Source organism: Mesorhizobium sp. P2_D5 (assembly GCF_056404355.1).
The window spans coordinates 134,388-150,625 of record NZ_JBFUEE010000003.1; the positions used below are offsets into that span (position 1 = coordinate 134,388).

The window sequence follows — 16,238 nt, forward strand, 5'->3', positions numbered from 1 at the left end:
CCTGTAAAACAGTCTGTTAGGCGCCAAGCGCGCTTTATGAGGCGCCGCCGGCGGCGTAACCGGCGCCGATATGCACGTCGAGAACCACGACCTTGCCGGCTTGAACCGCAGCGACGGCTTTGCGCATTTCGCTATCCAGTGTTTCCGCCTCGCGGATCGGCCCGACCCCCTCCGCGCCCTGGGCACGCGCCATCATTGCAATATCGGGAGCGGGGTCATCGATGCGCTGCCCAATCCATTTGTTTTCCACCGGCCGGTCTCTTCGACGTGCGACCCGTTCCTGGTGCAGTTCATCATTGAAGTACGAGCGGTTGTTGGCCACCACAACGAGCAGCGGGATGCCGTAGTGCACCGCCGTCCACAATGCTGTGATGCCCATCAAGGTGTCGCCATCGCCCAGGACGGCGACCGGCAAGCGGTCGGTTCCCATCAGCGCCAGGGCCGAGCCGACGGCCATGCCCGGGCCGGAGCCAACACCACCGCCGCCGGAATGGCCGAGCTGATCCAGCGGATGGTCGAAATCGGTGAGTGCGCCGTCCCAGCCGAGCGGGATGCGCAGGAGCGATATCGGCGTTTCCCGTGCTGCACTGGCCATTGCGAAGGCGATGTCGGCAAGGCCAAGTTCCTCGGCCTTGCTGGGTTTTGCCGGCTGGCGGTTGAGCGCTTGATACGTCTGCTTGGTGGTGGGAAGGAGCGGCAACAAGCTCGAAGCGAATGCTTCGGGTGTTGTCGCCAGGTGAATGTCGACGGGTGGCAGTGCCTGGTGGTCAAAGCTCCATCCGTTGTGCAACTGATGATCGACTGAAACCTGAATGATCTGCGCCCGGCAGGTCTTGCCTGGGAAATGCGTGGCGAGTACGCCCGCCAGATCGACCCAATCAAGCGACAGGATGACATCGGCCTCCTTCAGCCTTGTTGCAGCCGCCTTGGTAACCGACATGCCAGGAGCACCGGCATGAAGGGGATGCGCGGTCGGGAATGCGGCGCCGACCTTGAGGTCGGTAATCACCATGGCGCCAAGCCGCTCGGCCAGCGTGACGCGCTCCGCCCAGGCCTGCATGTCACGCGAAACGCGCCCCATAAGGATGACCGGGTGTTTGGCGCCAGCCAGGGCCGCAGCAGCAGCTTTCAGCATAGCCTCATTTGGCGCGGACGCCGCAACCGGCTGATAGCGATCGAGCGATGGCAAGGGAGAACCTGCTATAATGGCCTCCTCCTGAATCTCTGAATCCAGGTTGATATAGATCGGACCCTGAGGCGCCGTCATCCCAAGCTGCATACCACGCAGGATCGCCTCTTCGGCGGCCGCCAGGGAGGCAGGCTGGTCGTCCCATTTGACGTAGCCGCGGATCATCGATCCCTGGTCGCGTGCGCAGTGGATCCAGTCGATGAACGGCCTCCGCTTGGCCGCATCGACAGGACCGGTTCCTCCAAGAATGAGCATCGGCACGCGGTCGCACCAGGCGTTGAAGATGGCCATCGTTGCATGCATCAGTCCGACATTGGCATGGAGAGCGACCGCCAGCGGCTTTCCGGTAACCTTGGCATATCCATGCGCGATCGCCACGGCATGCTCCTCATGGAGGCAGACCAGCATCTGTGGGTTGGCATTGCCGCCGAAATTCACGACGCTGTCGTGCAGCCCGCGGAAGCTCGAGCCCGGGTTGAGACACAAATATTTCAGATCGAAGGCAGCCAGCAGACTGGCGACCCGATCGCTACCCCACATCTCATTCCCCGCCTGGAACGACGCCGGAACCTCTGGCCGGTTCGGCCGCGTACGCGATGAATGTTCGTTTCCGGCGTCATCTGTCATGGCAAACCAACTCGAATATCGTGGCCGCGGCCAACTCGATTTACGTTCAGTATGTAGATGAATAGTGAAGCTATTTCCCTGCATGTCAAGCCTCTCCGAGAACAAAGCGCGCATCGACCAATCGCGTATCCCAGGCGGACAGCGTTCATGGCCCTGGCCAGTCTCATCAGCCGAGGCCTTGAAGATCTGAAGCGCCATCAGGCGGGTTCACACGAAACTGCACGGCGAGCCGACGCCTCGAGGAATCCGGGCTGCGGGTTGGCCAAAATTATGTGCCATTCGAGGTCTTGAATACATTTTGTATCTATGTAATGTTAGTTTCTGATGTAGCTAAATTAGGCCATAGAGCCTCGACGACCATCGGTTGATCGCAAGGGCTGCATCCGCGAGGCGAGCGTGCTCACGGCGCGGTCGCTCTGTTGGGAACGGATGACTGTTATCTGCGCTGAAAGTCTTGGCCACCGATGCCTCGACGGCGCCCATCAATGGAGGTTGATATGCTCAATATGAGGGTTCTGCCGCTCTTCGCCGTCGGCGCGATGTTATTTGCGTCAAATCCGGCGGCAGCGCAGCAACTTGAGAAGGTTAAGGTCGCGACGACGTTCCTTGGGCTTTGGGATACGTCTCAGCCAACGCTTTGCAAGCAGCGCGGCGAGTTCGAGAAGGCGGGCCTCGATGTTGAGGTCATTTCCACACGAGGGGGGTCGGAGAACGTGCAGGCCGTAGTGGCCGGCGGTATGGATATCGGTTACTCGCCCGGCATCAACGCCGTTCTGGCCGCGTCGATGCAGGGTGCGAAAATCAAGATCATCAGTGCGGAGTTCATGGGCCAGAACGACACGTTCTTCTATGTTCCTGCGGCAAGTCCCATCAAAGGCATCGACGACCTGACAGGAAAGACGGTCGCCTTCTCGCGTCCGGGTGGCGCCACCGAGGCGGCTCTGCTCGCTCTCAAGACCGAGAAGGGTATCGACTTCAAGCCGACAGCGACCGGCGGCATGGATGCTACTTTCACAATGATAATGACTGGTCAGATCGACGTGGGTTATTCAGTGCCTCCGTCCGTGCTCGGTTCGGTCGAGAAGGGCGAGGTGCGCGTGCTCTTCTCCGGCGATGACATCAAATCCCAGGCCGATTTGACCGGCCGTGTAATTATCGCGAATGCGGATTTTGTCTCCGGCCACCGGGATGTTGCCGAAAAGTTCCTCAAGGTCCTGGATGGGTGCATCGATTGGGCCTACGCGAACCCTGAGCCGTCTGCGAAGTTCTACGGCGAACTCAACAAGGTAGATGCGAACATCGCTGCGAAGGGCCTCGCCTTCTACAAACGGCCTGCCCTGGCCTTCGGACCGATTGCCCATCTGGATCGGGTTATTGATCAGGCTGTCGCAGGAAAGTCGATCAGCAGGCGTCTAACAGACGATGAGCAGAAACAACTAATCGACATTGTTTATTCGACTCCGAAGTAGGCCTTCGAAAGAAGGCTTTACGAATAGGTGCCCTAAATACGGATGATAACTTTAGAAATGGATGGATCGTTGAAAGACGATCCATCCACATGTCCTTTGTTTGATGAAATCATCGCCTGAATATTTAAGTCTCAGATGTTGACAACGCTTTTATCCTCTTCAATGATAAGGTACCTTATGTTTGGTAGGCCGCTGAGATGCGTTATCGAGCCGAAGCCATAAGAGCGATCCGCAATTGGGCCGCGCTCTGAAGATCGAAGACCGGAGGGATGAGAGTGTTCCCAGCCAGGGCCAAGAGCCGCCAGCCACAAACAGGGATTTGACACCCATGAACGTGCCTCAAACGCTCGTCACTCCACCTGCCGCAGCCGACGCTCCCATTCCGGCACTCGCCCTGCGGAACGTCGGAAAATCCTACGGTGAAGGTGCTACTGAAACCTGGGCTGTACGGGATTTCTCTTTCGATGTGCAGCCTGGTGAATTCATCTCGATCATCGGGCCAAGCGGCTGCGGTAAGTCAACGCTATTCAGCATCATAGGCGGGTTCTTCTCGCGCTATTCCGGCGAGGTTCTCGTCGAAGGGCAAACTGGTGCACAGATCCGGAAATCGATCGGCAGCGTTTTTCAGGAAGAATCCACATTTCCCTGGCGAACCGCCCTCGACAATGTCGCCTTTCCGCTCGAGGCCGCTGGCGTGCCGAAGCGCGAGCGGTTGGAGCAGGCGAGAGACCTGATCGCCTTGGTGGGTCTCAACGGCTTCGAGAACCATTATCCGTCAGAAATGTCTGGCGGCATGCGCCAGCGTATCGCCATCGCGCGAACTTTGGCGGCGAAACCAAAGATTCTCCTGATGGATGAGCCCTTCGCGGCGCTGGATGAGCAGACGCGCATGCTCCTCGGCGACAAGGTCCTGCAAATTCAGCAGTCGCTGAAGCAGACCACGTTGCTCATCACGCACAACATCACCGAAGCGGTTCAGCTCAGCGATCGCGTGATTGTAATGACCTATCGGCCAGGTCGTATCAAACGCATCGTGGAAATCGACCTGCCGCGCCCGCGTACGTCGGAGATCATCGGCAGCGAAAGATTCGGCCGGATCGTCGGCGGCATTTGGGCGGATCTTCGCACCGAAGCGAGCCTGGGGATGGCCGAGGCGGAAGTGAAGCAACAGGCCGGCGCCTAGCCCGATTCTGGCCGGGGTGAGCAGCAGCGAAGTCATCGATACAGGAAAAGGTTGAGCGATGAAGTTGAGCGGAGACTATCCACTTCAGTTTCCTCCCGAAGTGGTATGGCACTACCTGAACGACGAACAGACCCTGCTGAAATCCATTCCCGGTTGTCAGTCTCTCACGCGCACGTCGGATACGTCGTTCAACGCCGTCGTGTCCGTGAAGCTCGGTCCGGTCAGCGCCAAATTCAAAGGCGATGTCGAACTGACGGATCTCGACCCGCCTTTCGGCTACACGATCTCCGGCACGGGCAGTGGCGGCATCGCGGGCTTTGCCAAGGGCAGCGCGCGGGTTCGTCTGACGCCCGTCAATGGTGGCACGTCGCTCGCCTATGAGGTCGATGCTCAGATTGGCGGCAAGCTCGCGCAACTCGGTGCGCGGCTCATTGATTCCACCAGCAGGAAATTGGCTCTGGAGTTCTTCGAGAACTTTGGCGAGCAGGTGGGACAGCATGCTTCCGGCAAGGTTGCGGCGTCGCCGCGCGGTTGAAGCGCAATGCAGATGGTGGACCGCAGTTCAGTCCTCGTAGAAATAATAATTAAATAGCTTAATTATGTAGCTTTTTGATTGACCTAAATTGGCAGACAGGGTTTAATCCCACCAACGACGGAGTGCGAGAATGAAGTCCTGGTTGTCCTATGGCTTTAACGATATGCGGTTGGAAGACGCGCCCATGCCATCGGCGGATCCTGGCTGGGTGGTTTTGCGAACGCGCGTGCTGGAATTGTCCGTGACGGAAGTGGCCGAGTTTCGCGGCCTGCCGGTTTCGGGGCACGAAACCTTGAAGGCTATGTTTGCCAAGCAGCGCCCGGTCCCGCTTTTCGGGCATGAGTTCTGTGCTGAGGTCGTCGAGGTCGGCAAGGGTGTCGAGAACGTCAAGCTTGGCGAGCGCGTGTTCTACCATCGCGGCGTTCCGTGCGGCGGTTGTAAATATTGCAATGCTGGACTGTCTACGCTCTGCCGATCGGTCATCAACGTCGGCGAAGATACGCCCGGCTGTCTCGCCGAGTATTTTGCGGCGCCGGCGCGGATGCTTGCTGCGGTTCCCGATGAGGTGTCGGACTTTGAGTGCGCGGCCCTTCAGCCTCTCGTGTCGATCGTCGGTGCAATCGAGGGCGTGGGCATATCCATGGGCGACACGGTCGCGGTCATCGGGCTCGGGCCCATGGGGCTCGATTCGCTCCAAGTTGCGCGCGCCGCGGGGGCAGGCAAGGTTATCGCCATGGCGCGTCGCGAGCCGGTGTTGGAGCTGGCAAGAAAGCTCGGCGCCGACATTACCGTCAACGTGACTACGACCGACCCGGTCGCTGCCGTAATGGAGGCGACAAATGGCCTTGGCTGCGACGTGGTCATCGAGTGTGCCGGTGGCAGCCGCGAGCAGGGGCATGCCGGCACAGACGCATTCCAGCAGGGACTCCAGATGCTGCGGCATGAAGGCCGCATCATGGAGGTCGGCCATCTGCCAGTGGGCACCGAGGTCGTCTACGGCCTGATCGAGAAGAAGGGGTTGCGCGTTTACGGACGCCGGTTGCCGTCCCCGAAGATGGTGCGATACGCGATCGACTTGGTCGCCTCGAAGCGAGTGCAGATCGAGCCGACAATCACGCACAAACTGGAGGGGATTGAGAAGGTTCCCGATGCCTTTGAGATCCTCGGCAACAAGTCAGTCTATGGCGCGATCAACCCGCCTCAAGTCGTCGTCTGGCAATAACTCGGCTGTGGCCAATCGTGTCGTTGCCAGCCGCCGCACGGTCTGGCGGTAACAAAGTGGAGCGCTTTGATGATTTCGGAAGAAAGCTTGGCAGCCCTGTCCTATCCGATCATGCCGAGGATCGTAACCAACGAATTTCCGGGACCGATCGCACGCACGCTGATCGAGCGGGCTCTCAAAGCCCAGAGTCCCACCAGGCCTTCCGTTCGCGGGCGCCTGGTTGTGGAGGGCGGCAAGGGCGCCGGAATCCAGGATCCCGATGGCAACATCTTCCTCGACATGTCCGCCGGCGTTGCGGTGTCGAGCGTGGGACGGAACCACCCAAAGGTCGTGGCTGCGATCAAAAGCCAGTCGGAAAAGTTGATGCATTCGGCCGGCCTGATCAATGAGACAACCGTTGCGCTGGCCGAGAAACTGGCTTCGACGATGCCGCGCGGTTTGCGCGACGAATGCTTCACCTGGTTCGGGATGAGCGGTTCGGGTGCGATCGAAACGGCTCTAAAATTTGCCAAGGCGATCACCGGCAAGTCACAGATTGTCGCCTTCGAGGGAGCCTACCATGGCGTATTCCATGGATCGTTGGCACTCACCACCCGCGAGAACTTCAGGGCTGGGTTCGGTCCGCTGATGCCGGGCGCAATCCACATGCCGTATGCCTATTGCTACCGTTGCTTCGCCGACCTGCGCTATCCGGAATGCGAGGTGCGCTGTGCCAAGTACCTCGATTACAAGCTCACCACTCCGAACACGGGCGCCGACGACGTCGCGGCCGTGATCATCGAATCCATGCAAGCGGACGGCGGCTACATCGATCCGCCTGTCGAATTCATGCAGATGTTGCGCGAGACCTGCACCAAGAAAGGGATTCTGCTGATCGTCGACGAAGTGCAAGCGGGCGGCGGGCGGACTGGCAAGATGTGGGCAAGCGAGCATTTCGGCATTGTTCCCGACATGGTCGTATGGGCCAAGGCTATCGGCGGCGATATGCCCCTTTCCGGCCTCACGATTCACGAGCGGTATCGAGACAAACTTCCACTCGGCTCCCAGGTTCTAACTGCTGCTGAAAATGCTGTCGCCAACGTCGTCGCGCTGGCCAACCTGGAAATCCTGACCGACCCCGCGGACGACCTCATTGGTCGCGCGGCCATCGTGGGGGCCGAAATGAAGGCGGAGTTGACCGCAATTGCCGCCAAAAGCCGGTTCATGGACGATGTGCGCGGTCGTGGCTTCTTCATCGGTATTGAACTCGTTTCCGACAAGGCGACCCGCACGCCCCTCGACGCCAAACGGGTCGGAGCGATCCTCCAGCGCTGCGAGCAGCTCGGCGTACGTGTCATGGCGTGTGGTCGCTATGGTTCGACCATTCGTCTTATGCCGCCGCTGGTCACCACGAAGGCTCACCTGTGGGAAGGGATACGCATATTCGCCGCCGCAGTGGCCGAGGTGGAAGCGACGTCCCTTCACTGAGGGGCCGCAGTGTCAAGAGAAGAGCAAGTCTGCCGGGTGTAGCGAGGGAAATGTGAGCGAATTTACGTGCAATCAGGAAATCGTGACGCTCGCACGGCGCAATCTAACCCAGGATGTCTGGGACTATCTGACCGGCGGCGCGGAATCGGAAATGACGATGCGACGCAACCGGCACGCACTCGACAGCTACGCCTTTATTCCTCGCGTCTTGCGCGACATGTCCGAGATCGATGTGTCGACGACGGTCGTTGGCAACAAGGTCCGGATTCCCGTGCTGCTGGCGCCGATCGGTTCGCTGCAGGCGATATCTGTCGGCGGCGGTGTCAGTGCGGCACGTGCGGCCGCGGCTTTCGGAACCATCCCGATTATCAGCTCGATAACCGAGCCGTCGCTCGAAGAGATCGCCGCAGCAACGGACGAGCCCAAGATCTTCCAGCTCTACGTACGCGGTGATTTCGATTGGGTGAAGGCGATCCTTAGCCGTGTGAAGAATGCCGGCTACACCTCGCTCGCGCTGACGGTCGATTCCGCCTACTACGGAATCCGCGAGCGCCAGCTTATGAACCGGTGGTTGCCGCCCAGTGTGAAGGCCCAGAAGGACCGTCATCTGCAGGCAGCGATCACTTGGGATCTGATGGCCCGGATTCGGGATTTCTGGGATGGCTCCTTCATACTGAAGGGGATCGCCTCGGCCGAGGATGCCCAGATGGCGATCGAACGCGGCGTCGACACGCTCTATGTTTCCAACCATGGCGGACGCCAGTTGGACCATTGCCTGGGTGCGCTGGACACGCTGGCCGAAATCGCGCCGCACGTGAAGGGCAGGGCGGAACTGATTGTCGACGGCGGTTTTCTGCGAGGCACCGACGTCATCAAAGCCGTTGCCCTTGGCGCCAGTGCTGTGGCGATCGGTCGTCTTCAGGGCTGGGCGCTCGCCGCTGGCGGTGAAGCGGGTCTGGTGCGCTGCCTGGAACTCATCGAGCGGGAGATCATCAACGCCCTGGGTCTCCTGGGCGTGAATGACTTTTCGCAGCTGACCGCCAGCTACGTGCGCAAGGCCGATGTCATCGGACCCACGCATGAGCTCAGCACTTTCTACCATCTCAAAGATCGTTTGGTCTGAGGAACAAGCCATGCATGATCAGCTCGCGCACCTGATTGCAGGAGAGTGGACCAAGGGCAGCGGGCGCGAGACGCTGGCAGTTGTCAATCCCGCATCAGAAGTCGAACTCGGACGCCTTCCTGTCGCAGTGATGGCCGACCTGGATCGCGCGCTGGAATCTGCGGAACTCGGATTTGTCATGTGGCGCAAGGTTTTGCCGCAGGAGCGCGCCAAGGTCGTGCGGCGCTTTGCGACGTTGATCCGTGAGAATGCAGCACTTCTCGCGCCGACGATCACAGCCGAACAGGGCAAGCCGCTTACGGAGGCAAAGGCCGAGGTTGCCGCCACCGCTGAACTTATCGAGTGGCTATCAGAGGAGGCGCGCCGGATTTATGGGCGAGTGGTTCCATCCCGCTACGAAGATAGCAGGATCCTTGTCACGCATGAGCCGGTGGGGCCAGTCGCAGCATTCTCGCCCTGGAATTTCCCTTGCATGATGGCGGCCCGTAAGATCGCGCATGCTGTCGCGGCGGGCTGCTCGGTCGTCTTGAAGCCGTCCGAGGAAACGCCTGGCGCGGCAGTCATTCTGGGCCGGCTGTGCCTTGAAGCCGGGATCCCGAAGGATGTCGTCAATATCGTCTTCGGCAATCCTGCCGAGATTTCCGACTATCTCATTTCCAGCCCTGTGATCAAAAAGGTCAGCCTGACGGGATCTGTCGCGGTCGGGAAACATGTGGCGCAGATGGCAGCGCGCGCGTTGAAGAAGGTGACGCTGGAACTTGGCGGCCACTCGCCGGCGATCGTCATGGCCGATGCGGATGTGGATCGCGCCGTGGAACAATGCGTCAAGGCCCGCTTCCGCAATGCCGGACAGGTTTGCACGGCACCGACACGTTTCTTCGTCCAGTCCGAGGTCATGGAGCACTTTTCGCAGCGTTTCGTTGCAGCGGCAGCCAAGATCACCGTCGGCGACGGCGCGGAAGACAGGTTTCAGATGGGGCCGGTGGCGAACCGTCGAAGATTGGAGGCCATGGAAGGCTTCGTGCAGGATGCCGTCGACCGCGGCGCGCAGGTGGCCGCCGGCGGCGCCCGCGTCGGCAATCGCGGTTTTTTCTATTCGCCCACCGTTCTGACCGGCGTCCCCGATGGCGCCGACGTGATGCAGCAGGAACCGTTCGGCCCTGTCGCACCGATCGTAGCGTTCGACGATTTGGGCGAAGTCTTGAAAAGGGCAAACAGCCTTCCCTACGGTTTGGCCGCCTATGCATTCACGCGTTCTCACCGCAGCGCCGCAGTTCTGTCGGATGGGCTGAAAGCGGGAGTCGTCGCTGTGAACGGTGTGACCGTGACGGCGCCCGAAGCACCTTTCGGCGGCGTTGGCGACAGTGGCCTGGGCCGAGAAGCCGGGATTGAGGGGCTACTCGAGCACACCAACATCAAAACCATCGTCGAAACGTTCGCTTGACGGACGGCAGGGACCTCAAATGACACCCGACATTCCGCTTCCCGCTCAAGACGCCCGGATGGTCTGGGGGAGCGACGTTGCCGCCGAGATGCTCCGTCGGCTTGGGATTGAGTATGTATGCGTCAATCCCGGATCGAGCTTTCGCGGCCTGCATGACAGTCTGATCAACTATCTCGCCAACGAGTCGCCGGCGATGCTGCTGGCGCTTCATGAGGAAAGCGTCGTCTCTATTGCGCATGGCTATGCAAAGGCGACGGGTCGCCCGATGGCCGTGGTGTTGCACAGCAATGTCGGGCTGATGAACGGCATGATGTCGATATTCAATGCCTGGTGCGATCGTGTGCCGATCATGATGCTCGGTGCAACAGGCGCGGTCGACACCGCGGTTCGTCGCAACTGGATCGACTGGCTACACACCAGCCGCGACCAGGGCGCATTGATCCGCAATTTCGTCAAATGGGACGACCAGCCGACGTCGCCCGCCGCCATCGTCGAGGCAATGTTGCGCGCCCACATGTCGGCCTGCACGGCGCCCTGCGGGCCGTCCTATGTCGCGCTGGATCGGCGCCTGCAGGAAGATGCGCTGACCGGCAACGTGGAATTTCCGGATTTCGACTTGTTCCGCACGCCCGCGCCATCGCGCGCTGCCGATGAGACGATCGGCGAGATTGCCGGTCTGCTCGTCGCCGCGCGGAAACCTGTATTGCTGGTCGGCCGCGCCTCGCGTTCGCCGCAAGATTGGGAACAAAGGATTCGTCTCGCCGAATTGCTCGACGCCCGCGTCATCACCGACCTCAGGATGGGTGCCAGCTTTCCGACCGACCATCCGCTTCACGGCGCGCCGCCCGACCTCTTCCTGACGCCGGTGAACCGGCAGATTCTGGCCGAAGCCGATGTCGTCCTCAGCCTGGATTGGGGCGATACCGCGGATGTCATGCGCCAGGCTGCCGTGGACGGAAAGCACCGGGCCAAATTGATCCAAGTTTCCATCGACCACCACGTCCACAATGGATGGTCTGGCGATCACCAGCGACTGGTCGGCGCGGACTTGCGCGTGGCTGTCGATCCGGACGCCCTGCTGAGGCCGCTCTCGGATGCACTCGAGCGGCTGGGCATGCAGCGAACGCCCTATCCGGTGCCGAGCCCCGCCGAACGGTCCGGTCAACGACGCAGCAAGGGCACACCGCGCCTCGAGGATATCGGCATGGCGCTGTCGGCGGCACGCGGAGAGCGCAAACTATGCCTGGCGCGCGTGCCGCTGAACTGGCCGGCCGGATCCTACGTCTTCCACGAACCGCTCGATTACCTGGGCTATGACGGTGGCGGGGGTGTCGGCTCGGGCCCGGGCATGACGATCGGGACGGCGCTGGCCCTGAAGGACACGGACCGACTGGCGGTTGGCCTGATGGGAGATGGCGAGTTCCTGGGCTCACCGACCGCGCTTTGGACTGCGTCCCACTATAAGATCCCGGTGTTGATCGTCGTCGCCAACAACCGGAGCTACTACACCGACGAGGTGCAACAGGAATCGGTCGCAAAGCAGCGCAACCGACCCGTGGAGAACAAGTGGATCGGCCAACGCATAGACGATCCGCCCATCGATATTCCGGGCATCGCCAGGGATTTCGGCTTCTCATCTGAACCAACCGTCGCGGATGTTGCCGATCTTGGCGCTGCCATTGAGCGCGGGCTGAACGCGGTCGAGGCCGGCCACTGCTACCTTCTCGACATCACCATCGACTCGTCAGAAGGGTCCAGCCTCGAATGGCTCAACCATCACTAGGAGGTCTCCTGCTTGAACCGGATGATCAGCCCGCAATGTCTTTGGTGAAGGAAAATTCCGCAGGACCGGACAACGCGACGTCGGTGACCGCAGTCACCGCGGGAAACGCTGGCGGCGGCCGCCCGGATGGACGCCGGCCGCGGTATGGTATCGGAAGGATCATTTCCCGCACACTCGATCCCGCGACCCTGTTCGGGATCGCCAGCGTGCTGGTGGCCCTGGCCATTGTCGAAGGATTGGTGCGATTGGATATCGTCTCGCCGGTGATCATTGCTCGGCCGAGCGATGCCATTGCCGGGCTCTTCGTGGGGGACCTGCGCGCCGAATTGTTCCACGGCGCAGAACTGACCTTTGCCCTGGTCGGCGCTGCACTCATCCTGGAGATCTGCACTGCGGTGCCGCTAGGCTACTTTCTCTACCGCTATCGCGATTTTGGGCTGGCTTACGAAGGCTGGCTGGCGGCGTTGTTCGCGGCACCGATCTTTCTTCTCTACCCACTTTTCATGGTCATCTTCGGAAGGAACGATTTCACCCTGATCTTCATGGGCTTCGCCTCGGGCGTGATTCCCATTATCACGCATGTGAGGGCGGCCTTCATGTCCGTTCCCGAAACGCTGATAAAGGTCGGGAAAAGCTTCAGTCTTTCGGACGCTGCCATATTCCGCCAGATCATCCTGCCTAGCGGGGCGCCCACAATCTTCGCCGGAATCCGGCTCGGGCTCCTCTACACGCTGATCAACATTGTAGCGGTGGAATATCTCGTCGATGCCGGCGGCCTAGGGCGCATCGTGTCCGATCGCTACTACCGCTTCGACGTCATAGGCACCTATACCGCAATCATCGCCATTGCGCTCGTCAGCATCCTTGCAAACGCAATCGTCAACAGGCTCGAGAAGCTTGTGAGGTGACATGAGAATCGCCATCCCCTCCTCGGGAACCACGTTCTTGTCCAAAGTCGCTGTGATAAGGATATCCACCGTCGTCCTCCTGCTCGCGTTCTGGCAGGCAATCGCCATATCGGGACTGCTCTACCAAGGCGTTGTTCCGCAGCCGCTGGCGGTCTTGAGCGCACTTGTGGCCGAATTCGGCGACGCGACTTTCTATCGCGACCTGGCGATTACCCTTTTCGAATCCTTCACAGGCTTCTTTGCGGGGTCGGCTATCGCTGTCGTGGTCGGCATATGGCTCGGTTCGAATCCGTTCATGCGCAGGGCCTTCGAGCCTTACATCCATGCCCTCGGAAGCACGCCCAAGATAATCTTCCTGCCCATCCTGTTTCTGGTCTTCGGATTGGGCATCGAATCGAAAATCGCCAAGGCCGCCATGTCGGCCTTCTTTCCGGTTGTTTTCAGCACCATCACCGGCTTCCTCCTGATCGACAAGGCGCTGCTGAATGTCGGGCGCAGCTTCAATCTGAGTCTCTGGCAAATGGGCCGTATGATCTATCTCCCTGCCATGTTGCGCCCCTTGTTCGTAGGGTTCCAACTCGGCATAGCGATGTCGATCATCGGCGTGCTTTCGGCCGAGATCGCCTACGCCAATATCGGTCTGGGTGCGCGCCTGATCCACTATTCCGATGCCTTCAACATCAGCGCGATGTACGCAGTGATCGTTGTGATCTTTGCGGTCACGTCGCTTGTGAATTCCGGTTTTTCCCTGCTTCAGCGGCCATTCCTGCATCACGAACGCTCGCGCGAGGGTGTCACGAGCGCCAAGCAGGGCCGTTCGACCGCAGCTACGCCGTAACGGCATCCCGAGCCGACCATGACGGTATAAGAGGCAAACAGCTGATGGAAAATCGCGGCATCGGAGCATCCGTCGAAAGGCAGGAGGATCTGCGCCTCATTCGCGGCCTTGGCCGATACACCGACGACGTGTCGACCGAATTTTCGCGGGTGCTTCATCTCGTCGTCGTCCGCTCGCCCCATGCGGCGGCGCGGATCGTTTCCATCGATGCCTCGCAGGCGCGAAGCGCGCCGGGCGTCAGGGCGGTGCTCACGCGCGAGGAGATGGCGACAGAAAATTTTCATCCCTTCCCAACGCGGGTGCGGCGCAATCAGCCCGATGGCCAGCCGAGTTTCGTTCCACCATACCTTCCGCTGGCTGACGGCTGCGCGCGCCACGTCGGTGACGCGGTTGCTGCCGTCGTCGCCGACACGCTCAACGAAGCGAAAGATGCGGCAGAGCTGATTGAAATCGAGTACGAAAGCCTGCCCTTCGTGGTCGACACCGCCGAAGCGGCGAACCTCGATGCCCCGCTCGTTTGGCCCTCACAGCCGAGCAACATCTGCTTCGAGCAACGATCCGGGGACACGTCGGCCTGCGACGCCGCCTTCGCCACGGCGGCTCATGTCGTGTCGGAGCGTTTCGTCATCAGCCGCGTCGCCACTAACGCGCTAGAGCCGCGATCGGCCCTGGGCGCGTTCGATGGACGAACGCAGAGATTCACACTTTACGCCGGCATGCAGTCGCCTCATGCGATGCGCCGCGAGATCGCTCAGGTGTTCGGTCTGCCACCAAGCCGTTTCAGGATTGTCGCGCCGGACGTTGGCGGTGCCTTCGGCATGAAGGCCAGTCTGCATCCCGAACTCATTCTTGTGCTGTGGGCATCCAAACTGGTCGGCAGCCCGGTCAAGCACATATGCGAGAGGTCGGAGGGTTTCTTGTCCGACCATCAATCACGCGACAACGTCTCCGACGTATCTCTTGCCCTGGATGAGAGCGGCAAGTTCCTGGGTCTTCGCGTTTCGACTTTGGCCAATCTCGGAGCCTATGTCGCATCCAATGGGCTTCACTCGCCGACCAACAATATCGGCGGACTGGCCGGCCAGTACACGACCCCTGCCTTCGACGTGGTCGTGCGCGGCGTCTTCAGCAACACGCTGCCGACCTGCCCATACCGTGGCGCGGGCCGCCCCGAGGCGTCGTTCTGCATAGAGCAGATCATCGACAAGGCGGCTCGACAGCTGAACATTGACAGGGTCGAGATCAGGCGACTGAACATGATCCCTGCAAGCGCAATGCCTTTCAGGACCCCGCTTGTGTTTACCTATGACAGCGGCGAGTTCGAGGCCGTCATGGACAAATGTGTCGCCGCCGCCGACTGGGGCCGGTTCGAGGAACGCCGGGAGGACGCAAAAGCCCGCGGTTTTCTGCGAGGAATCGGCATCGCCTGCGTCATCGAGATCGCCGGCGGACCATTCGAGCGTCCTTTCGAAGAGTCCGCGGAAATCCGCTTCGATTCGTCGGGCAATGTGACGATCCTGGCCGGCAGCCATTCGCAGGGACAGGGTCATGAGACTGCCTACCTCCAGATGGCGCAGGAGTTCCTCGGATTGTCGTGCGAGAACGTGCAAATCATCTTTGGAGATACCGACGCCGTGCCGCACGGGCGCGGAACATTCGGATCGCGAACCATGATGGCGTTTGGAGCGGCCTTCGTGCGCGCGACGCAGAAGGTCATCGAGAAAGGCCGCCTCATCGCAGCACACCTGCTGAATGCGCCGGGAAGTGCCATTGAATTCAGGGATGGCTATTTTTCAGTTGCCGGCACTAACCGGAACATTTCCCTGGCCGAGGTAGCGATCGCGTCCTTCGTGCCGTCCAGAATGCCTTTGGGACTGGAAATCGGCCTTCAGGAGACGGCAATCGTTGCGCTCGAGCAGGCCACCTATCCCAATGGATGCCACATCTGCGAAGTGGAAATCGATCCGCAGACGGGCATGACCGACATCGTCGCCTATAACGTCGTCGACGACGTCGGCGTGCTGATAAACCCGATGCTCGTCAAGGGACAGATCCAGGGCGGCGTTGCCCAGGGTGCTGGACAGATATTGAGCGAGCAGGTCGTCTACAGCGAGGACGGCCAGATCGTGACGGGGTCGTTTATGGACTACGGCATGCCTCGCGCCGACGATCTTCCCTCTATCAACGTCGAAAGCCATTCCGTCCCCACCACGACCAATCCGCTTGGTGTCAAGGGAGCGGGCGAGGCCGGGACGGTGGGCGCGCTGCCCGCGGTCATGAGCGCCATCAAGGATGCCCTGCTGCCGATGGGTGTTCAGCAACTGGAAATGCCGGCGACACCATCAAGGATCTGGGGAGCGCTTGCCGCGGCAAAGGAGGCTGCTCCAGTTTTTCAGGCCGGCGATCGGTGAACACATCGCTGCTGTAGGTCGGATTGGCGACATGCAGCT

12 protein-coding genes are annotated in these 16,238 nt (G+C 60.5%); 11 read left to right on the plus strand and 1 reads right to left on the minus strand.

Features of this window, described 5'->3' with window-relative positions; all coding sequences use genetic code 11:
- Positions 1-34: 34 nt before the first annotated feature.
- On the minus strand, positions 35-1,729 hold the full coding sequence (locus AC1DYW_RS13830) for a thiamine pyrophosphate-binding protein (protein ID WP_477226563.1): 1,695 nt from the start codon (positions 1,727-1,729) through the stop codon (positions 35-37).
- Between the two features lie 584 nt (positions 1,730-2,313).
- Here AC1DYW_RS13830 and AC1DYW_RS13835 point away from each other — a divergent pair.
- The 11 genes from AC1DYW_RS13835 to AC1DYW_RS13885 all read left to right on the plus strand — a co-directional run bounded on the left by AC1DYW_RS13835 (position 2,314) and on the right by AC1DYW_RS13885 (position 16,199).
- Positions 2,314-3,285, plus strand: a complete 972-nt coding sequence (locus AC1DYW_RS13835) for an ABC transporter substrate-binding protein (protein ID WP_477226564.1) — start codon at positions 2,314-2,316, stop codon at positions 3,283-3,285.
- Positions 3,286-3,613: 328 nt separating this feature from the next.
- Positions 3,614-4,468: an ABC transporter ATP-binding protein gene (locus AC1DYW_RS13840; protein WP_477226565.1), complete on the plus strand. Its 855-nt coding sequence runs from the start codon at positions 3,614-3,616 to the stop codon at positions 4,466-4,468.
- Positions 4,469-4,526: 58 nt separating this feature from the next.
- On the plus strand, positions 4,527-5,003 hold the full coding sequence (locus AC1DYW_RS13845; RefSeq protein WP_477226566.1) for an SRPBCC family protein: 477 nt from the start codon (positions 4,527-4,529) through the stop codon (positions 5,001-5,003).
- Between the two features lie 130 nt (positions 5,004-5,133).
- On the plus strand, positions 5,134-6,225 hold the full coding sequence (locus tag AC1DYW_RS13850) for a zinc-dependent alcohol dehydrogenase (protein WP_477226567.1): 1,092 nt from the start codon (positions 5,134-5,136) through the stop codon (positions 6,223-6,225).
- Positions 6,226-6,294: 69 nt separating this feature from the next.
- Positions 6,295-7,692: an aspartate aminotransferase family protein gene (locus AC1DYW_RS13855; RefSeq protein ID WP_477226568.1), complete on the plus strand. Its 1,398-nt coding sequence runs from the start codon at positions 6,295-6,297 to the stop codon at positions 7,690-7,692.
- Between the two features lie 52 nt (positions 7,693-7,744).
- A complete protein-coding gene (locus AC1DYW_RS13860; RefSeq protein ID WP_477226569.1) occupies positions 7,745-8,815 on the plus strand; it encodes an alpha-hydroxy acid oxidase in 1,071 nt (356 codons plus the stop codon).
- The gene (locus AC1DYW_RS13865) at positions 8,772-10,259 is read left to right on the plus strand and encodes an NAD-dependent succinate-semialdehyde dehydrogenase (RefSeq protein ID WP_477226570.1); all 1,488 of its coding nucleotides are present in this window, start codon (positions 8,772-8,774) and stop codon (positions 10,257-10,259) included. Before AC1DYW_RS13860 ends, AC1DYW_RS13865 begins: the two co-directional genes overlap by 44 nt.
- A 19-nt stretch (positions 10,260-10,278) precedes the next feature.
- Positions 10,279-12,042, plus strand: a complete 1,764-nt coding sequence (locus AC1DYW_RS13870) for a thiamine pyrophosphate-binding protein (RefSeq protein ID WP_477226571.1) — start codon at positions 10,279-10,281, stop codon at positions 12,040-12,042.
- Positions 12,043-12,077: 35 nt separating this feature from the next.
- Entirely contained in the window at positions 12,078-12,950 is an 873-nt protein-coding gene (locus AC1DYW_RS13875; protein WP_477226572.1) for an ABC transporter permease, read from the plus strand.
- Positions 12,951-12,987: 37 nt separating this feature from the next.
- Positions 12,988-13,788: an ABC transporter permease gene (locus AC1DYW_RS13880; protein ID WP_477226573.1), complete on the plus strand. Its 801-nt coding sequence runs from the start codon at positions 12,988-12,990 to the stop codon at positions 13,786-13,788.
- Between the two features lie 44 nt (positions 13,789-13,832).
- Positions 13,833-16,199, plus strand: a complete 2,367-nt coding sequence (locus tag AC1DYW_RS13885) for a xanthine dehydrogenase family protein molybdopterin-binding subunit (protein ID WP_477226574.1) — start codon at positions 13,833-13,835, stop codon at positions 16,197-16,199.
- Positions 16,200-16,238: the final 39 nt, after the last annotated feature.